Genomic DNA, 16,322 nt, shown 5'->3' with positions numbered 1-16,322 from the left:
TTGCATAATTAGGGCGGGCAAGATGCCCACCCCACAAGAGTTTTATTTAATTTGATTATGTAATTTAGATGTTTTTTAGCTTAGCTCTCCCTAGTGTGTCTAGGGCGCTTCTAGCAGAGAAGTTAGTTGAAAGTCTTGAGTTTGATACCGATCCGACTATTCAAGCAGCTTGGGTTACTGAAGCCAAAAAACGACGAGTTCAGATTCGCAACGGTTCTGTACAGCCGATCCCAGGAGAAGAAGCATTGAGCCAGGTGAGACGGTTACTAAATCAATGAAGTATGCCTTTCACCCTGAAGCCCTCACAGAATATGCTGAGTCCGTTCAATACTACATGGAACAGCGGGTTGAGGTAGCACAGGCGTTTATTGATGCTGTCGAGGATGCAATTTACCGAATTAGAGAATCCCCTACACGCTACCTGGCGAGTAGAGTTATGCAATTTAAAAGCGCATCAGCTTATTATTTCACTAGAGGAGCCGTAGCAACATTATCCAAATTGACAGACCTCAATAAACTTTGCCAATCTTCAGCAACAGATGCATCATGAGGATTATTCTGGCGCATTTGTGCCAGCATAGTCAGAGAATCAAACCAAATACCTTCTTGTGCATAGATTGCAACCTTTTGTTGCGGATTAACTGCTGTTTCCAACTGCTGCATCATCCGAGAATCTAAATTAACTCTTTGAATGTCTCCTTCTACATAAATAGGAACACTCGCTGTTTGTTGTTGATTGCAAGGGACTTTTAAATACCAGTGATATGTTTTCCCGACTTGCAAGGATGTATTGGATGGGAGAGAAACACTTATGATACCAGGCTTTGGAGGTAGTGCGATCGCATTTCTATAAATATCGTTTTCTGCACTATCTTGTAAGACAAATTCAGCACTAGTTGTTAATTCCTGAGTGTAAGGAACGTAAAACCAAAAGGTTGGTCGTTGTGAGGTGGTTAGTCCCCCTACAATCGCTGAAATTGGTTTGTCTGTTTTACTAAGCTTTTGTTCCTCTCGCAACGGTACTAAAGCAGTGAGTGCAGTTGTCACCGCAGGACAATTATCTCGGCTACCCATTCCAGTTCTACGCCCAGAGATCGGACTTAACCGAGCAGGTGTTTTTGGCAAAACAAAAACTGGTCGAGAGTTACGCCCTTGAGGTGAAGTCTTACCTTTGGTTGGTTGTACAGGCTGCTTAGTTGCTGGTTGTTTAGTTTGGGCTGTTACCTTTGCTGGATAATAGGTAACGCCGCTCAAAACAAGAGCGATTGTTAGCATCCATTTCATATTTCTAGATGCTACCAATACAAAAGTATAGATACCCCTAGACATTTCACCCTCCTATTAAAAAGGAGATTTGGAATCTCCTATTAAGTATATAAGTATAGCTATCAGCACAATCGACTTATGTTATGCAAAAGCTTTGGATCTGACGGGGTGACAAGGAGTTTGGAAGGACTGGTAAGTAGAACAAGGTGAAAAAACCAAACTGTGTGTAGAACACGGCGTTTTTTGAGTGCAAGATGGTAGCCTAAGTTTTGAGTAAGTGTGGTCTTGGCAACCCCACCACTTTGGTTAAATAGCGCAATGATGCGGGTTTTGCTCACAAGTAATAAATTGTGGTCGTAAATATTGATTGTCCCTAATACGGCAGATTGTAGCGTTGGGTAAGGGATAATACAACTAGGTTGATGGGTGTTTTGGTTTAAGTTGAAATCACAAGTAGGGTGTATGTTTTACACCCTAATTGTGTTGAAAAATCCACCTGGGAGGTACTGCCCCTCCTATGTCTGTGTTATCAGCACAGCGCCTCAATGAGTCGGCTTCAGGTGGAAAGCGGAAGATGGAGGAATCGAACCCCTACAGTTACCTGTACCCTGGTTTTCAAAACCAGTTGCCGACCATTCAGCGGCATCTTCCATTCAAGGGTATCTGACGGGGCTTGAACCCGCTATCGACTGGTTCCACAAACCAGCGCCGCGACCACTTTGGCTTCAGACACCACAGTGGAATCAATGGGAATTGAACCCATGACCTCCTGCTTGCAAGGCAGGCGCTCTAGCCAACTGAGCTATGACCCCATATTTAGTGGATACTGGTCGGAATCGAACCGATATCCTTCTAACAGCCAGTTAGATGCTTTACCAATTAAGCTACAGACCCATAGGCGGGAGTGGTAGGACTCGAACCTACAACTTTCGAGGTAGAAGCTCGAAGCTCTATTCCATTGAGCTACACTCCCAATCATTGGTAGTCCTGGCAGGATTTGAACCCGCAACTTATTGCTTGTAAGGCAATTGCTCTACCGTTGAACTACAGGACTACGCAAGCGAGTGATGGGACTCGAACCCATGCGCTGAGACTGGCAGACTCAGATGCTAGCCATTACATCACACCCGCATTTAAGAACGTTAAGGGTTCAGAGCGATCAACGAGATTTGAACTCGTGTCTCCTGGTTGGAAGTCAGGGGTGTTTACCGCTACACCATGATCGCGTTAGTTAAGCTGGTAACAGGAATTGAACCTGCAACCTACTGATTACAAGTCAGTTGCTCTGCCATGTTGAGCTACACCAGCACTAATTTTGGTGACGGGGGCAGGAGTTGAACCTGCCGATGTTCAGGTTATGAGCCTGACGAGCCACCATTGCTCCATCCCCGCATATTCACCAAATACCCCTGACTGGATTTGAACCAGCAACTTCCAAATTTTAAGTTTGGCACCTCTTCCACTTGGGTTACAGGGGTAAGTTTTGGTGGGTCGCCCAGGGGTTGAACCTGGATAAGTCTGCTTAAAAGGCAGCTGCATATCCGCTCTGCCAACGACCCAAGTTAATACCCTTGGTGGGATTTGAACCCACAAAATCTGGTTTCTAAGACCAGCACGTTTGCCAGTTTCGTCACAAGGGCAAATGGTCGGGATGGTAGGATTTGAACCTACGACTCCTTGTCCCCAAAACAAGGCTTCTAGACCACTGAATTACATCCCGATATTGGTACTCAAACGCGGGAGTTGAACCCGTACACAGACTGTTTTTGAGACAGCCGCCTCTTCCAATTGGGCTACAGGAGTATGTATAGGCTCTTAAGGAAGGAATCGAACCCTCAAACTTCGCATTCAAAGTGCGACGGCTTTGCCTGTTTGCCTACTTCCCAATAAATGGCTGCCCCAGTAGGATTTGAACCTACAACAAAGCGGTTAACAGCCGCTTGCTCTGCCATTGAGCTATAGGGCAATGTGCCAGTCCCCCAGATCCGGATTGAACGGATGACCTTCTGTTTTTCTTTCCAGACGCTACTACTAACTGAGCTACCAGGGGATAAGGCGAGAACGGAAGGACTTGAACCCTCACTCTTCAGTTTCGTAGACTGACGTGTTATCCAGTTACACCACGTTCTCATAAGGCGGAGAGCAGTGGACTCGAACCACAGATGCAATCCCATCTGTTTAGCAAACAGCGCCGATCGCCTGATCGATTTACTCTCCATTGTTGGTAGGTCGAGCAGGAATCGCACCTGCAACGCAAGAAGCGGCTGTTTTACAGACAGTTGCCCACGCTGATAGGCGAGCCGACCCATGAATTTGGTAGTGCAGACGGGACTTGAACCCGCTAATTACACGCTTGAAAGACGTGCCGCTCGGCCACTTCGCTTCTGCACCACGAACGCCAAAGACTTGGATTTGAACCCTGACCAAAGGCTTTGGAGACCAGAAGTGCTGCCGTTACACCATCTGTGCATTTGGTAGCAGTGGTGGGAGTGAGAATCACAAGGCTACTAGGCGGGGATGACGAGACTTGAACTCGCGGCTTCCTGTTCGACAGACAGGCACTCTTAACCTACTGAGCTACACCCCCACGTTGAATGGCAATTATTTAGTTTTCATGGTTCTGATGTGTTTGCTCTGTGCCTTTTTGGGAGGCTGTAGTGCTTTACTACATTTATACTACATAATGTATTATAAAGTGTCAAGGGCATACTACAAACTTTTTTCAGAAATGAGAGGGCAAGGTTATCTAATGGTTGTATTGCTATCTCTGATTAGAGTTGCAGTAAATTACTCAGTTTCACTCAGGCGTTGTGCATTCCAAAACTGTTCGGCAAATGCAACTGCTGGGTGAATTGGAGCTTTAGGCTTGCTTTTCAGTACCATTCCAGCTTTGTGAGGTAAGCGTAGACGCAAAGCGGCTTGTCGTCAGACATCGCTCTTAATTGAATTACACTTGGAACACGCTGTTACAACGTTGTCCCAACTGTGTTGCCCACCTTTGGAGCGGGGGATTACATGGTCAAGGGTTAAACGCTTGGTGCTGCCGCAGTATTGGCAGGTGTGGTTGTCTCGTTTGAGTACTTCTGTAGTATGGGTTTGTCTACATAGTTCTCTTGGATTAGCGATCGCACATAATCGCTTACTTTCTATGCCTGAGCTACTGCAATATCAGCTTAAAGAAAATTCCTTTGTAAAATCACTGGATTAGGATGTTCACAAAGTATTCCAGGTAATCGTCCCCGACCAAGAGGAGCTTATTTTACTTATCAAAACGCTACGCACTATCTTATTTACAAACGTAGCGGGCCTTTAGTTCCTTACACATACTGTTCATTTGTTTTCCCTGCTCAATATCAAATGTATCGAATAGCTTACCCCAGTGAGAGTATAAACGCACCACAGGATATTCAGGAATTGCAGTTTTTAGGAGCTTGCTCAGAACCCTCTGGTATTTCGCTTGGGGCAATGCAACACACTATTCTAAGGGAGATGCTTCTTATTGTACCTTTCCTAATCCAGAAACATATTCAGCCAATGACAATCCTAGTGTTACATTTACATTGACTAGAGATTAGTTATTACCTTGTGCCAATAGCAAATATTATTATAGATCATTCCTAACGGGTGACAAGTTTGGATTAAAACCTTTAGCAAATTAGCTATTGTCATGAGCATTCTGGAGTTTAGACTAGTTCCCGGTGCGAAACTGCCGAAAAAATCAGATATAAAACTTTGTTTCTGTCTGTAGTCACGACTTTTGGCGATGAACCAAAATTTTCTAGATGTTGGGCAAGACTTGGGATTAATTGTTGAGTATCGTGAGGATTACCCTTTAAAATTCGATAATTGCTTACAATTCCACCGTCAACTTCATCTAACCAAACTTTATGTCCAAACTCCACATCTACATTGATTTTACCTCGACATATTATATCTGTATGAGATTCAAATTTAAAAATCAAATCATCCATCTCTCCTATTAATTGAATTAAAATACTAAATTCTTTATCAAATTCAGATTTTTTACGTAACATCGGATATCGATTCAGCCTGCAAAGAAAGTACTACTTAAAAACATACTTAAGAACGATTAACTATTAAAATTTACTCAAAAATAATTGACAAAAATTTATCTTTTCTTGAGATTTATTCATCTTTTTTATCCTCAGAGACTCGAAGAAGAGAAAATCGCGATCGCTAATTTATTTTATAAGAGCGAACGCCGACAAGACCCCAGGGCGATCGCATCCTTGATTGCTCTGAAGAGATATTTAGTTCAAAAGTACTATAAATTAAGAGGTCAAGGTTTTGTTGTATCTTGCGGGTAATCCTCTTCCCATTTCAGGGTTAGTTTCTACCCAACGAATCGCACTCCTGGGCGAAAACCATAGCTGCGAGACTCAAATCGCGCCTCCCAACTTGGTTCTAGGGCATTTTTGACCACCGCTTGTAGCACCCGGTCTTTAATGACTGGGATGCCTAACGGTCTTTTGTTGCCGTTGGCTTTGGGAATATACACCCGTTTGACAGGTTTTACTTGCCAGGGGGTAGCTTCTTTTTGTTCATATCCCAGGCATTACCCTGAGCGTTTGCTTTCTCCAGCATCCTTTACCCGCTGAGTATTCGGTTTTCCTTGCGTATTCACACAGAAATTTAGCTCTTTGTCTAACTAATTTTTTGGTGATATCATTAACCGTCATGATTCAGAAATAATTTTGGCATTGAGCAAGGTAAAAATTCTATCAAGTTCCAATATGCCTGCTAATTCAGCATCTTCTTCTGTTGTTAGCAATCCTGCCTTGTTTTTAAGAGACAATTCTTCCAGTCTAGACTGTAATTCTTCAGTAAATTTAAACAAATATATGTTTCTAACTTGACTGAGTTTGATTCCAGATTCTACCCAGAATGAGGGTTGAACCATCATTTGAGTAATCATAAGCTGTGTGTCCCGTTTGAGTGAGCGGACTGGTCGGTAGAATCGTCAAAGATGTTGTGCAGCGCATTATAGAGCGAACGCAAGTACCCAATACCTACCAACTGGGGGAAGTATGCCAAATCATAGCCAAGGATAACCCGGAACTTAGAGGTAAAGGCGGATGTTGGGCGATTGTCAGCCAAGTAAACGAGTTCAGCTGTACAGTGAGAACCTGGAATGGAGAGTATACTGTTGGCTTGCAGCACCTGAAGTCATGTGAATACCTACCTGCCGAGTGTGAGCAGATGCAGATGATCTGCGATCGCCTCAGTCAGGTGTATTCCAGTTCGCTTATGGTTGGCAAAACAACTGTTGGCGCAGCAGATAACGGGGAAAAGCGAATGTGCGCTCTGCTGTTGTAGAAGTGGAAGCGCCTGTGTTTTCACAAGAGAATGCTGCTTCGAGTTAATTAATCGTGATTAAAACGAGTAAAATTTATTTTTATGTGGAGATAAATTTTATGCGTTATCAAATTTTTGTTCGCAGTCAAGATGAGCATCACTTTATTGCGTCGATTGTAGGAATGCCGAATTTAACTGTTGAAGGCACAACGGAAGCTGAAGCAATATTAAATGCCAAATCTGCCCTTGAAGCACAACTGAAGAGAGGGAAATTCGTCTCGATAGAAGTAAATTCAGAAGTAGAAAAAAGTGAAAATTTGCCACAGATGAAGTATGCGGGAATACTTGCAGATGACCCAACTTTTGATGATTTTATGGATAAGTTAGGTTTAATTCGTCAAGAATCTAATGCTTTGACAGATGAGTGATGACAATTTACGTTTTTGTTGGATTTGGTGAAAGCTAAGGTATTTGAGATACCGACAGATACTCGTCGTACAGGTGGTGTGCTAGAAGGTCGAGGCATTGAGTTCGCCGATGGCTCAGTTGAGATCGAACTGGCTGGCAAAATCGAGGAATCCATCGCGCCGCTGCGAGATCGTCAGAAGTTTAAAGAAGCTGGCTTGAAATATGAAGAGCGAGATTTCAGTCAAAAGCTCAAACCACCGTCTCAAAAAGCAGTAAAAGACATCAGCTTAGAAGACTACGATCGCGCTCATCTGTGGGGGCATGGCTTTGGCGATGAAGCTAGAGCAGGCATCATGTATGCCCCCCAAGAATTTAACCGCATCTGGCAAAATCTCAACCTGGAAACGACGATTAGAGATTCGGCAACCAGAATTCGGGCGGCGGGCGGCGAACTGATTGTCAAGGCTAAGGCCCGCAGCTACGCACCAAGGGACTTGCTCAACAAGCCAGCGACTAACAAAAGTCAACTACTCCGCCGCAAGGATCAGGAATTTTTGCTGAAAGAAATCTCATACGAAATCTTTGTCAAAGCACCCAATGGTTCGATCCAGCGAGTCACTCGGCTTGATTTTGAGATTCCTCTTCCTGGCTCTAAAGATCCGATAAAACCACCGGATATTCAAGGCATAGAGCTGTTGGAGAATCTGGGTATGCTGTAAGTTTCGAGACCTGCATGAGTAACAAGAATCTTGCAGGGTTTATTTAGGATGATTACGAAGACACACCCTATTTATTGGCTAATGCACTGAATCTTTGGTTTAATGGGTGGGGCGGGGATATCACTACCCCTTTCCCCCCGACAAACCGGACAAGCAAGTTACCAAGCATCCGGCTTTAGCAAATCCTAACGCTTACCAAAGACTTAATACCTCACTTTCAGACTCTCGCCCTACTAGAGGTATCGATTCTTGACAATTTAGCACAAATACCTCGCCTTCAGACTGTCGCCCTACTGAGTGTAGTTGTTGGTGACAGTAGTAATGCATCAATTCTAAATTAGCGTAACTATCCAAGCCACCCTTAGAACGAGGAATTTTATGGTGTTTTTGTCATGCAAAGCAATATTTGCAAGCAAAGGAGAAATAATTCCCCCTTGAGGTACACCAGTTTCTATTAGTAGTTTTTGAAGGTTGCGAACCCTCTTGGTGTCACCGTCTTTGGTAGCATTGAAAATTCTTTGTCTAAGTCTCCTGACTACTCGGTTGGCGCTTTTCCAGTTGACGCTATTCCAGTCGGTAGTCCTTTCGGTTACGTTCACAATTTTTGATTGCATCATAACTTTTCCCGAAAAAGTTCGGTTCCTTGTTGCATCGAAGTCAAGGGATTCACTCATTGCACGTCGGCATCCTTTCGGGTTAGTCATTTTGACCTATCTGCCCAGTTATGATTTCCTGTTTACCGTTGGGTATGGCAGCTTTCGCTTCTTGCAGCGTCTTATACCCACCGGGGGATTCAAACTGAATATTTCAATTTCTACTTACAGCATCGTTTCTAGCTGTAAGACTCCGTTGGGGTTCCTTCATCTCACACACAAGAGATACAACCATTCTGGGTTCCTTTTATACACCGGGGGTTATTTGATGTCTTATATTCCGAGGACAGGGCGCAATATCTAACCCCATTTACTGTATCAGCCGTTTTCAGTCATTCCGCTTCCCGATGCCTCTGCAAAGGTTCACTCTCGTTAACCCATGAATGGTTTTACCTTGGCGCTGCGTCCACGTTTCGGCTCGTAGATTTTACGCGTTTCCCTCTAGCTCTGAGACATCGTAGTTACCCACAATGCCCCTTCAGGCAGGTACAGGCTAGGCTGTAAACTTTGTACTCTTTTGCCCATAAGGGTTCATGCAGAAAGTGTGTTGACTATTTTTGTGGAAAAACGGCTGTTCCAGCCGTTTTTCCACAAACAAAAAAGAACACGAATAATTTTCCGCAAAATCGCCTAAAAACCAACAAAGTCAACAGCCTAGGTACAGGCTCAGACATTAGCCTGGAGTAGTTCAAAGTTACTCACTCTTGTGAGCGACTGATAGTCGCACCCATCCCCCTTAGAGGAAGTGGTTAGGTAAAGTCCAGGATGTACTTGACATGCAACGAACCCTTGGTTTCCATCCCCGTTAGGGGAAGTGGTTAGGTAAAGTTTTGAAGAGGTAATTAAGATGTCTAACGATCATGAAAGTTTCCATCCCCGTTAGGGGAAGTGGTTAGTCATTGTCGTTGTCTGCTTTATCATCAGCCGAGTAGCGAAAGTCAGCCAGTTGTCTATGAGTCAACAACAACTAGATTACCTTCCTTAAAGGGAGAAATTTGGTCGTTGGCAACTCACCCATTATTTCAAACTACCCTAGCTCAAAGTCGAACTAGTGGCGAAAATAGATCGAAAACTATAGTTATTGCTGATATTAACCAAGACTTAGGCTTGCAATTCTATCCAGATTTAAAAGCGCAATTGACACATTGGCAGATTCGTGACTGCTTGTTGGTGCCAATCAGTTATCAAGATACTTGGTTAGGAATGTTGGAAATACACCAACCAGAGGTTTATATATGGTCAGAAGATGATCTAATTTTAGTCGAAGCGATCGCCACACAAGCCGGAGTAGCATTGATGCAGGCACAAGCTTACACCAACCTAGAAATTCTCAACCGCCAGCTAGTAAACTTGGAGCGTACCCAGAGTAACTTAATAGCTATAATTATCATAGAATTACCACACCATTTACCCTTAATTCAGGTAGACGGAGAAGGACTAATCGAAGTTTTAACCAAGCTACTTGATAATGCCTGTAAATTTACAGACGAAAGTGGACAAGTTACAATTCAAGCCAGCCTCTTAAATTCTGCTTTGGGGAATTCTCAGAAAACTTCTATGTTAAAAATCACGATCGCGGATACAGGTCGAGGCATTGAACCAAATCAACTAGAAGCTATTTTTGAGCGTTTTTACCAAGAAGAAGAATTTCTACAGCGTACTGTAGGTGGAACTGGACTGGGTTTGGCGATTTGTCGTCGAATTATCGATGGGCTAGGAGGAAAAATTTGGGCTGAGTCTTTGGGTAAAGACCAAGGTAGCAAATTTTACTTCACTATCCCAGTTCTAGTACCTATTGCATGAAGAATAAAAGACGCTTTTGCTAGCTTGCTGAAGCGGACATAGTATAATTACAGAATAAAGTATGGTTACTGAGCGTAGCCGAGTATGGAATTCTGTATTAATACCTCTAAGATTTTAGAAACATTTTATATAACCTGTGAGCAAGATTTTCATAGCTGAAAAAAGTCTTGGTCACAAAACTTACTGATTGTCTCTATTAGTCTTGGGGCAAGGTTTTTCAGCATTACTACACATTTGTAGTTGGCTATGGCCGGCCTCAAAAAGTTGCCTCTCAAAGAATTTATTTTTTTTATGCAAAGACTTCCGTAGAAGTATATTATTACTTAATAGAAAACAACACGTAATGACACTGATTATTAAAAACTAATTAATTGTGGAAGAACTTCTCGAAGCTGTAGAGCAAATTTTACAAGACAAGCCTTTTGGTTCGATTCAGCGGTTTGTGCTAAGTCAGTCGTGGCTAAGCAAGACTTATAGCGAAATGGCCAGGGAATCAGGCTATGCCAGGGACTACATCAAGGAAGTTGGCTCTCAGTTGTGGCAAGATCTTTCAGAAGCTCTAGGAAAGCGAGTTACAAAAAAAAACTTACATTTAATTTTTCAGCAATATAAGGACAACGAAATACGCGAGTCAGTGCCCAAAGAAGCATCCAGTCTAGAAAAAGTATTTCCAGATTTAAGTTTGGTAGGCAAGATGGAATTTCCTAGCGGCCCTGTGCCGCTGGATTCTCCTCTTTACATCAACCGTCCACCACTCGAAGAACTAGTCTGTGACGAGATTATGCAGCCTGGTTGCTTGCTGCGGATCAAAGCACCCAGGAAAATGGGAAAAAGTTCACTGCTCAACCGCATGATTGCTCATGCTAAAGAGCAAGGTTGTCAAATCGTCTATTTGGATTTTCGCGAAGCTGATGAAGACGTTTTTGCTTCGTTGGATAAATTTTTGCGCTGGTTCTGTGTCAATGCCAGCAGACAGTTGAACCTCATGCCCAGTTTAGATGATTTTTGGGATGTAGATATGGGCAGCAAGGTGAGTTGCAAAATATATTTTGAGGGATATTTACTACAGTATGTTGGTGATAGCCCCCTAGTTTTGGCCTTGAACGAAGTCCATCAAGTTTTTGAACATCCCAAAATTGCCCAGGATTTTTTACCAATGCTGCGATTTTGGCATGAACAAGCAAAACAAGATCAGATCTGGCAAAAGCTGCGGTTGGTAGTAGTTCATACCACAGAAATTTATATTCAACTCAAGCTCAATCAATCACCTTTTAATGTTGGGGTAACAGTTACTTTACCACCATTTACTCTTAAGCAAGTACAGAATCTAGCACAGTCTTATGGAGTTGATTGGTCAAAAAACTCCCAAGGGGCACAATGTCTCGCTCCCCTACATGCGATGATTGGCGGACATCCCTATCTTGTTAATCTTGCGCTTTATCATTTATGCCAAGGAAAAATGAATTTAGAAGCTTTATTACAGACAGCTTCTACACCATCTGGAATTTATAGTCAGCATTTGAGAGAACTTTTGACTTTATTACAAAAAGAGCCACAATTGATGTTAGCTATGGAGCAAGTGATTGCAGTTGATGAACAAGTTGAACTAGATGCGATCGCAGCTTACAAACTAGAAAGTATGGGTTTAGTACAACTAGATGGCAATCACGCCTGTGTGAGTTGTGAGTTGTATCGTCTTTATTTTAATCAACAAAAGGGAAAACCAAATCGTACTGGTGGAGGTGCAATTGCTTCTCACTTAATTTAGTATTCATTACCAAAACTTTCAGCCTATTAATTTATGATACTTTCCCTTAATTTCTAAAATATTTTGAGCCAATTAAAAAACTTTCAGCTGAAAACTTCTCACAAATGTATAACTATTATCGATATCAAGTTGGCGGCACGCTAACGAGTGATGCTCCTAGTTATGTCGAACGACTTGCAGATGTGGAACTCTACAAAGCTTTACAGCAAGGTGAATTTTGCTATGTCCTTAGCTGTAGGCAAATGGGCAAATCTTCACTGATGGTTAAAACTAAGCATCGCTTACAAAATGAGGGTTTTAGATGCGCCACCATCGATATGACTAACATTGGTTGTGAAAATATCACTTCGGAACAGTGGTATAAAGGAGTTGCTGGCGACTTGTGGCTAGGCTTTAAACTTTTAGGAAAGGTTAACTTTAAGTCATGGTGGCAAGAACAGAGTGATATCTCCTCAGTGCAAAAACTGAGTCGATTTATTTCAGAAATACTGTTACCTAGCTTTCCTGATGAAAAATTGTTTATTTTTATTGATGAAATTGATAGTATTCTGAGTCTTGACTTCCCCATTGATGACTTTTTTGGACTAATTCGTTTTTGCTACAATCAACGGGCAATATCTCCAGAATATCAACGAATTGCGTTTACAATCTTTGGTGTTGCTGCGCCTTCAGATTTAATTGCGTATAAAAATCACGCTACCCCATTCAACATTGGTAAAGCTATAGAAATAGATGGTTTCACATTTGAAGAAGCTAAACCATTAGCTCAAGGACTAGAAATCAGCGGCAATCAACCCCAAAAAGTTTTACAAGAAATATTAAATTGGACAGATGGCCAACCTTTTTTGACACAAAAATTATGTCGGCTGCTTGTAAGTTTATCTCAAGAAGATCTCGGTAGAAAACTCAAAATTCTTCCGGGAACAGAAGCATTTTGGATAGAAAGTGTAGTGCGATCGCGCATTATTGAAAAGTGGGAATCACAAGATGAACCAGAACATTTACGGACGATTCGTGATCGAATTATAAAAAATGAAGAATCTACAGGAAGATTATTAGGAATCTATCAGCAAATTCTCCAAGGAACCAAATTACCAATTGACGATACTAGAGAACAGATAGATCTGTTGCTATCTGGTTTAGTCATTAAAGAGCAGGGTTTTCTGGAAGTAAAAAATCGCATTTATCGAGAAGTTTTTAACCTCAAATGGGTAAAGAAACAATTAGCCTATCTTCGTCCTTATTACCAAGCTTTTAATGTGTGGATAGCTTCCAAGGAAACAGATGAGTCTCGCTTATTGCGAGGACAAGCATTAATCGATGCTCAAACTTGGGCATATGGTAAAAGCTTGAGTAACTTAGATTACCGATTTCTAGTTGCTAGTGAAGAATTAAATCGAAAAGAAATGCAAAAAGCAATGGAGGCGGAACGCGCTAAAGAAGTTGAAGCAAAACTAGCAGAACAACAAAAAAGGCAGGCACAACAAAGAAGAACTACTAAAATAGTAACGCTATTGCTATTAGGTATGACTATTAAATTAGTAATTTCTGTAGTGTGGGGAGTATCACTCTTACGTAAAATTGATGCTTTAGAATCACAAGTGAAATGTAATCAGATTCATAATAATCACAAGAGCAAAACTGCAAATTATGATGCAGATGGATGCTGAAAAGCGAAATGGTATTAATCTTTCTACAACCAATTCCCTACCAACACAAAAGCTGACCAATAAAAAGGATGCTGAAAATCCGCATTTTGTAAAAAAGACAATTGAGTTTGTCGTAATGCTTCTGCTTTACTGATTCCTGGTTGTTTCAGCTGTTTATAAAATTCAACCATAAATTTAGCTGTAGACTCGTCTTTGACTGCCCATAAAGTTGCTAGGGTACTGCGCGCACCAGAACGAACTGCAACTCCAGCTAAACCTAATATGGCTCGATTATCTCCTTTTGCTGTTTGACAGGCGCTAAGAACCAATAATTCCAGAGGTGTAGATTCTAATTCATTTCTAGTTTTGAGAAATTCACTTAATTCGTTAACATTAATCTTTTCGTTCCAACTGAGGACAAAAGTTTCATCTAACTTGCTGCTAAACTGACCGTGAGTAGCCAAATGTAAAACTGAAAATGGAGTTGATTGAATAGCTTGTTGCAGATTAGTATCAGTAAATTTTTCATTCAAAAGTAGTTTTGAAGAAACTTTCGAGGCAATTTCTGTTACTTCTGACTTGACTGCTGGCAAAGCTTTAAACCCTTGGCGTGCTTCACTCAATGCCGCTGTAATCACTTTCAGATTTTCGCTTTTTAGCGATCGCGCTTGCATTAACTGCATTCCTGGTGAAAGTGCTAAACTATATTTCTCTACCAAATACTGTTTGCCATCATGCAAAGTCGCCATTGGTAGGTTTCGCAAGGAGCCATCTAGCACAAAAGCTAAAGTTTTGACTTTGCTGTTAGCTAACTGCGATTCGCTGGGACGAATTAGCCAATCATACAGTTGTTGAGAAAGATGCAACCGTTCATCATTAGAAAAAACTGGGTTGAGAGATTGTCGCATCTGTTTGATAGTTTTTTCTACTTCAGCTTGGGGTAGAGTCGTTCTATAGCTGGAGAGGGGTTTGCCAGGAATAGATAAAATTACTTCCAAGCGATCGCCTAAAATAATTGGATATATAACAGCTGCTTGTTTGTCGATTTGGTCAATTTGCTCTGGTTTGGCATTCAAACAGGCTTCTCGGAAGAAATTGTCTAATTCGGCTAATTGCAGTGCTTCAATTGTCTCCCGTGCTTGCCTTAAGTTTTGTTGAGTAGGCTGAGATTGTAGCAATAAATCAACTAACTCTCGGTAAATTGGTTCGACACTCTCCTGAAAAGAAAACTGAACATCACGATTAATTGCGACTAATTCACCACGTAGAGACTTGAGAGTTTTGACAGAACCATCATAAGCTGCGATCGCCCCTTGATTGTCGCCTTGTTTTTTGAGAATCCGGCCAACTTGCCAAGCAGCTTGATAAGTAATATCAGCAGCATTAATCTCTTGAGCAATTTGTAATGCTTGTTGGCTGAGTTTCAAAGCGTCAGCTAACTGCTGCTTGTCAAAGTATAATTTTCCTAACTCGTTTAAGGCATAAGCTTGAGCGCGTAAATCGCTCAACATTTCTGCCTGGTGTACAGCACGCACTAAAATTCTGGCTGACTCTTTTGATGATATCGCCTCACTTCCATCCAGCTTTGCCAGCTTGGTAAGATTGCGAGCAAAGTTAACTGTTGCATAAACAGACATCCGGCTGGGAGAAAGGCTCTCTAATTGAGATTTAATTTGTGGTAATAAAACCTTAGCTGGCTTAATTTGTGCAGTTTCTACATAAAGGCTGAGTTGGTTTAACTGTGCTTCTACTCGTAGTTGGGGGTTGGTTGTCTGAACTACAATTTGCTGGTAATAATCTAAAGCAACTGGGGTTTGCTGCAAGTCCCTAGCAGTATTTCCTAAGTTAAAAAGAATATCACTGATGTCTGCGGTGGATTTTAAGCGATGCTCCAAAGGAGCCGCTACGCGAACGCTAATCTTTAAGCTTTGGTTTAAAATCTCCTGAGATTGTTGTAAATCTCCTACCAATTGAAAAGCAACACCTAAACTTTGCAATGCTTTCGCCTTCATCAGAGAATCTGGCTGATTTTGCAACCTTTGATTCACATCAACTAATAACTTCTGTCCTCTGCGATATAATCCTAAAGCTTGCATTGCTTGGGCTTGATTAATTTGGCTACCTATCTTGCCAGTTTCATCGCCAGCTGCTAGATAAGCACGTTCCGCTTCTTGCCATGCTTGTAAAGCACTTTCCGCTTGCCCCATTGAAAGTTTGAGGTTTCCTTGAGTATTAAGAGCTACTGCCAAAATAGCAGCGTTTCCTTTTTGGCGTTTGTTGAGACGTTGGAGAATATTTAGACTGTTAATAATAGAACTTTCTGCCTTTTGCCAATCTCCTAATTTCTGATAAGCTAACGACAAATAACTTAAACTCCAAGCTTGATTGATAGCATCACCTTGACGTTCAAAACTCATAGATGCTGCTTCCCAAAGTTTCACCGCCTCAACAAAGCGCCCTGCTTCAAAAATACTTCTACCTTGGTTAAGTAGAGATTTTGGATCTGAGGAATATTGTAAATTAGCTAGCAGATTTGCTTGTGATATTTTGGCTAACTGTGAATTAGTTTGTGCTGGTGTGGAAATGCCAGTTGTTGCTAAAAAAAATGCTATCCATCCCAAGTAGATGCTGTATTTGGTAGATTTTACAGAATACTGATTCTTTTGCATAATCTTTATATATACCTATAATTTTTGATTAGTAAATGTGTTTGTATTCAGGACTTTCGTCCTCGAATATG

At 41.7% G+C, this 16,322-nt stretch carries 14 protein-coding genes, 20 tRNA genes and 4 pseudogenes; 9 read left to right on the top strand and 29 right to left on the bottom strand.

Going from position 1 to position 16,322, the window contains the following annotated elements:
- Positions 1 to 68 precede the first annotated feature (68 nt).
- Complete coding sequence (locus AC5JMF_RS05770) at positions 69 to 278, top strand: addiction module protein (protein ID WP_495794746.1); 210 nt, start codon at positions 69 to 71, stop codon at positions 276 to 278.
- A gap of 184 nt (positions 279 to 462) precedes the next feature.
- On the opposite strand, the gene AC5JMF_RS05765 is transcribed toward AC5JMF_RS05770, so the two are convergent.
- The 23 genes and pseudogenes from AC5JMF_RS05765 to AC5JMF_RS05655 form a co-directional block, all read right to left on the bottom strand.
- On the bottom strand, positions 463 to 1,329 hold the full coding sequence (locus AC5JMF_RS05765) for a DUF928 domain-containing protein (RefSeq protein WP_495794745.1): 867 nt from the start codon (positions 1,327 to 1,329) through the stop codon (positions 463 to 465).
- A 164-nt stretch (positions 1,330 to 1,493) separates the two neighbouring features.
- Positions 1,494 to 1,604 (bottom strand): annotated as a pseudogene (locus AC5JMF_RS05760) (ParA family protein); the annotation flags it as partial.
- 230 nt (positions 1,605 to 1,834) lie between these two features.
- Positions 1,835 to 1,917 (bottom strand) — tRNA-OTHER (locus AC5JMF_RS05755).
- Between the two features lie 7 nt (positions 1,918 to 1,924).
- Positions 1,925 to 1,999: transfer RNA gene (locus tag AC5JMF_RS05750), tRNA-His, on the bottom strand.
- Positions 2,000 to 2,004: 5 nt separating this feature from the next.
- Positions 2,005 to 2,078, bottom strand: a tRNA-Ala gene (locus AC5JMF_RS05745).
- Positions 2,079 to 2,086: 8 nt separating this feature from the next.
- Positions 2,087 to 2,160 (bottom strand) — tRNA-Ala (locus AC5JMF_RS05740).
- Between the two features lie 5 nt (positions 2,161 to 2,165).
- Positions 2,166 to 2,239, bottom strand: a tRNA-Arg gene (locus AC5JMF_RS05735).
- Positions 2,240 to 2,245: 6 nt separating this feature from the next.
- Positions 2,246 to 2,320: transfer RNA gene (locus AC5JMF_RS05730), tRNA-Val, on the bottom strand.
- Positions 2,321 to 2,325: 5 nt separating this feature from the next.
- Positions 2,326 to 2,397: transfer RNA gene (locus AC5JMF_RS05725), tRNA-Gly, on the bottom strand.
- Positions 2,398 to 2,420: 23 nt separating this feature from the next.
- Positions 2,421 to 2,492 (bottom strand) — tRNA-Gly (locus AC5JMF_RS05720).
- A gap of 8 nt (positions 2,493 to 2,500) precedes the next feature.
- Positions 2,501 to 2,574, bottom strand: a tRNA-Thr gene (locus AC5JMF_RS05715).
- Between the two features lie 8 nt (positions 2,575 to 2,582).
- Positions 2,583 to 2,659, bottom strand: a tRNA-Met gene (locus tag AC5JMF_RS05710).
- Between the two features lie 11 nt (positions 2,660 to 2,670).
- Positions 2,671 to 2,744, bottom strand: a tRNA-Leu gene (locus tag AC5JMF_RS05705).
- 6 nt (positions 2,745 to 2,750) lie between these two features.
- A tRNA-Lys gene (locus AC5JMF_RS05700) sits at positions 2,751 to 2,825 on the bottom strand.
- Positions 2,826 to 2,832: 7 nt separating this feature from the next.
- Positions 2,833 to 2,906 (bottom strand) — tRNA-Leu (locus AC5JMF_RS05695).
- A 3-nt stretch (positions 2,907 to 2,909) separates the two neighbouring features.
- Positions 2,910 to 2,986, bottom strand: a tRNA-Pro gene (locus tag AC5JMF_RS05690).
- Between the two features lie 92 nt (positions 2,987 to 3,078).
- Positions 3,079 to 3,147 (bottom strand) — tRNA-Gln (locus tag AC5JMF_RS05685).
- 10 nt (positions 3,148 to 3,157) lie between these two features.
- Positions 3,158 to 3,232, bottom strand: a tRNA-Asn gene (locus AC5JMF_RS05680).
- Positions 3,233 to 3,322: 90 nt separating this feature from the next.
- Positions 3,323 to 3,396: transfer RNA gene (locus AC5JMF_RS05675), tRNA-Arg, on the bottom strand.
- A gap of 92 nt (positions 3,397 to 3,488) precedes the next feature.
- A tRNA-Tyr gene (locus AC5JMF_RS05670) sits at positions 3,489 to 3,573 on the bottom strand.
- Positions 3,574 to 3,580: 7 nt separating this feature from the next.
- Positions 3,581 to 3,657, bottom strand: a tRNA-Glu gene (locus AC5JMF_RS05665).
- Between the two features lie 121 nt (positions 3,658 to 3,778).
- Positions 3,779 to 3,853 (bottom strand) — tRNA-Asp (locus tag AC5JMF_RS05660).
- Positions 3,854 to 4,053: 200 nt separating this feature from the next.
- Positions 4,054 to 4,350, bottom strand: a pseudogene (locus AC5JMF_RS05655) (HNH endonuclease); the annotation flags it as partial.
- On the opposite strand from AC5JMF_RS05655, the gene AC5JMF_RS05650 reads away from it, so the two are divergent.
- Positions 4,301 to 4,474 (top strand): hypothetical protein, encoded by a 174-nt coding sequence (locus AC5JMF_RS05650; protein WP_495794744.1) that lies wholly within the window; start codon positions 4,301 to 4,303, stop codon positions 4,472 to 4,474. The pseudogene AC5JMF_RS05655 and the gene AC5JMF_RS05650 sit on opposite strands and share 50 nt — an antisense overlap.
- A 529-nt stretch (positions 4,475 to 5,003) precedes the next feature.
- Here AC5JMF_RS05650 and AC5JMF_RS05645 read toward each other — a convergent pair.
- Positions 5,004 to 5,219: pseudogene (locus AC5JMF_RS05645) on the bottom strand (ISNCY family transposase); the annotation flags it as partial.
- A 165-nt stretch (positions 5,220 to 5,384) separates the two neighbouring features.
- On the opposite strand from AC5JMF_RS05645, the gene AC5JMF_RS05640 reads away from it, so the two are divergent.
- Positions 5,385 to 5,594: a hypothetical protein gene (locus AC5JMF_RS05640; RefSeq protein ID WP_495794743.1), complete on the top strand. Its 210-nt coding sequence runs from the start codon at positions 5,385 to 5,387 to the stop codon at positions 5,592 to 5,594.
- Positions 5,595 to 5,638: 44 nt separating this feature from the next.
- On the opposite strand, the pseudogene AC5JMF_RS05635 reads toward AC5JMF_RS05640, so the two are convergent.
- A pseudogene (locus AC5JMF_RS05635) lies at positions 5,639 to 5,809 on the bottom strand (group II intron reverse transcriptase/maturase); the annotation flags it as partial.
- A 153-nt stretch (positions 5,810 to 5,962) separates the two neighbouring features.
- A complete protein-coding gene (locus tag AC5JMF_RS05630) occupies positions 5,963 to 6,202 on the bottom strand; it encodes a hypothetical protein (protein WP_495794742.1) in 240 nt (79 codons plus the stop codon).
- Positions 6,203 to 6,222: 20 nt separating this feature from the next.
- On the opposite strand from AC5JMF_RS05630, the gene AC5JMF_RS05625 reads away from it, so the two are divergent.
- The 3 genes from AC5JMF_RS05625 to AC5JMF_RS05615 all read left to right on the top strand — a co-directional run bounded on the left by AC5JMF_RS05625 (position 6,223) and on the right by AC5JMF_RS05615 (position 7,709).
- Positions 6,223 to 6,603 (top strand): hypothetical protein, encoded by a 381-nt coding sequence (locus AC5JMF_RS05625; RefSeq protein ID WP_495794741.1) that lies wholly within the window; start codon positions 6,223 to 6,225, stop codon positions 6,601 to 6,603.
- Between the two features lie 98 nt (positions 6,604 to 6,701).
- On the top strand, positions 6,702 to 7,010 hold the full coding sequence (locus AC5JMF_RS05620; protein ID WP_495794740.1) for a type II toxin-antitoxin system HicB family antitoxin: 309 nt from the start codon (positions 6,702 to 6,704) through the stop codon (positions 7,008 to 7,010).
- A 15-nt stretch (positions 7,011 to 7,025) separates the two neighbouring features.
- On the top strand, positions 7,026 to 7,709 hold the full coding sequence (locus AC5JMF_RS05615) for a polymorphic toxin type 4 domain-containing protein (protein ID WP_495794739.1): 684 nt from the start codon (positions 7,026 to 7,028) through the stop codon (positions 7,707 to 7,709).
- A gap of 192 nt (positions 7,710 to 7,901) precedes the next feature.
- On the opposite strand, the gene AC5JMF_RS05610 is transcribed toward AC5JMF_RS05615, so the two are convergent.
- Together AC5JMF_RS05610 and AC5JMF_RS05605 are read right to left on the bottom strand one after the other, a co-directional pair.
- Positions 7,902 to 8,063 carry a hypothetical protein gene (locus AC5JMF_RS05610; RefSeq protein WP_495794738.1) on the bottom strand — a complete coding sequence of 54 codons (162 nt, stop codon included), beginning with the start codon at positions 8,061 to 8,063 and terminating at the stop codon, positions 7,902 to 7,904.
- Positions 8,042 to 8,323: a reverse transcriptase N-terminal domain-containing protein gene (locus AC5JMF_RS05605; protein WP_495794763.1), complete on the bottom strand. Its 282-nt coding sequence runs from the start codon at positions 8,321 to 8,323 to the stop codon at positions 8,042 to 8,044. The genes AC5JMF_RS05610 and AC5JMF_RS05605 overlap by 22 nt, the downstream gene beginning before the upstream one ends.
- Positions 8,324 to 9,250: 927 nt before the next feature.
- Here AC5JMF_RS05605 and AC5JMF_RS05600 point away from each other — a divergent pair.
- From AC5JMF_RS05600 to AC5JMF_RS05590, 3 genes are all read left to right on the top strand, one after another.
- Positions 9,251 to 10,165 carry a GAF domain-containing sensor histidine kinase gene (locus tag AC5JMF_RS05600; protein WP_495794737.1) on the top strand — a complete coding sequence of 305 codons (915 nt, stop codon included), beginning with the start codon at positions 9,251 to 9,253 and terminating at the stop codon, positions 10,163 to 10,165.
- Between the two features lie 373 nt (positions 10,166 to 10,538).
- Complete coding sequence (locus AC5JMF_RS05595) at positions 10,539 to 11,933, top strand: AAA-like domain-containing protein (RefSeq protein ID WP_495794736.1); 1,395 nt, start codon at positions 10,539 to 10,541, stop codon at positions 11,931 to 11,933.
- Positions 11,934 to 12,037: 104 nt separating this feature from the next.
- Positions 12,038 to 13,603 carry an AAA-like domain-containing protein gene (locus AC5JMF_RS05590; protein ID WP_495794735.1) on the top strand — a complete coding sequence of 522 codons (1,566 nt, stop codon included), beginning with the start codon at positions 12,038 to 12,040 and terminating at the stop codon, positions 13,601 to 13,603.
- 23 nt (positions 13,604 to 13,626) lie between these two features.
- Here the strand turns inward: AC5JMF_RS05590 and AC5JMF_RS05585 are convergent, their stop codons facing one another.
- Positions 13,627 to 16,251, bottom strand: a complete 2,625-nt coding sequence (locus tag AC5JMF_RS05585) for a CHAT domain-containing protein (protein WP_495794734.1) — start codon at positions 16,249 to 16,251, stop codon at positions 13,627 to 13,629.
- Between the last annotated feature and the right edge of the window lie 71 nt (positions 16,252 to 16,322).

Source organism: Desmonostoc vinosum, from assembly GCF_059505385.1.
The sequence above is the reverse complement of the archived record's forward strand: the minus strand, read 5'-3'. Positions and strand labels throughout refer to the sequence as shown.

Bases quoted from the DNA above. Each gene is read 5' to 3' on its own strand.
- AC5JMF_RS05770 (WP_495794746.1), top strand. From the start codon at position 69: ATGTTTTTTAGCTTAGCTCTCCCTAGTGTGTCTAGGGCGCTTCTAGCA.
- AC5JMF_RS05765 (WP_495794745.1), bottom strand. From the start codon at position 1,329: ATGTCTAGGGGTATCTATACTTTTGTATTGGTAGCATCTAGAAATATG.
- AC5JMF_RS05630 (WP_495794742.1), bottom strand. From the start codon at position 6,202: ATGATTACTCAAATGATGGTTCAACCCTCATTCTGGGTAGAATCTGGA.
- AC5JMF_RS05620 (WP_495794740.1), top strand. From the start codon at position 6,702: ATGCGTTATCAAATTTTTGTTCGCAGTCAAGATGAGCATCACTTTATT.
- AC5JMF_RS05605 (WP_495794763.1), bottom strand. From the start codon at position 8,323: ATGCAATCAAAAATTGTGAACGTAACCGAAAGGACTACCGACTGGAAT.
- AC5JMF_RS05590 (WP_495794735.1), top strand. From the start codon at position 12,038: ATGTATAACTATTATCGATATCAAGTTGGCGGCACGCTAACGAGTGAT.
- AC5JMF_RS05585 (WP_495794734.1), bottom strand. From the start codon at position 16,251: ATGCAAAAGAATCAGTATTCTGTAAAATCTACCAAATACAGCATCTAC.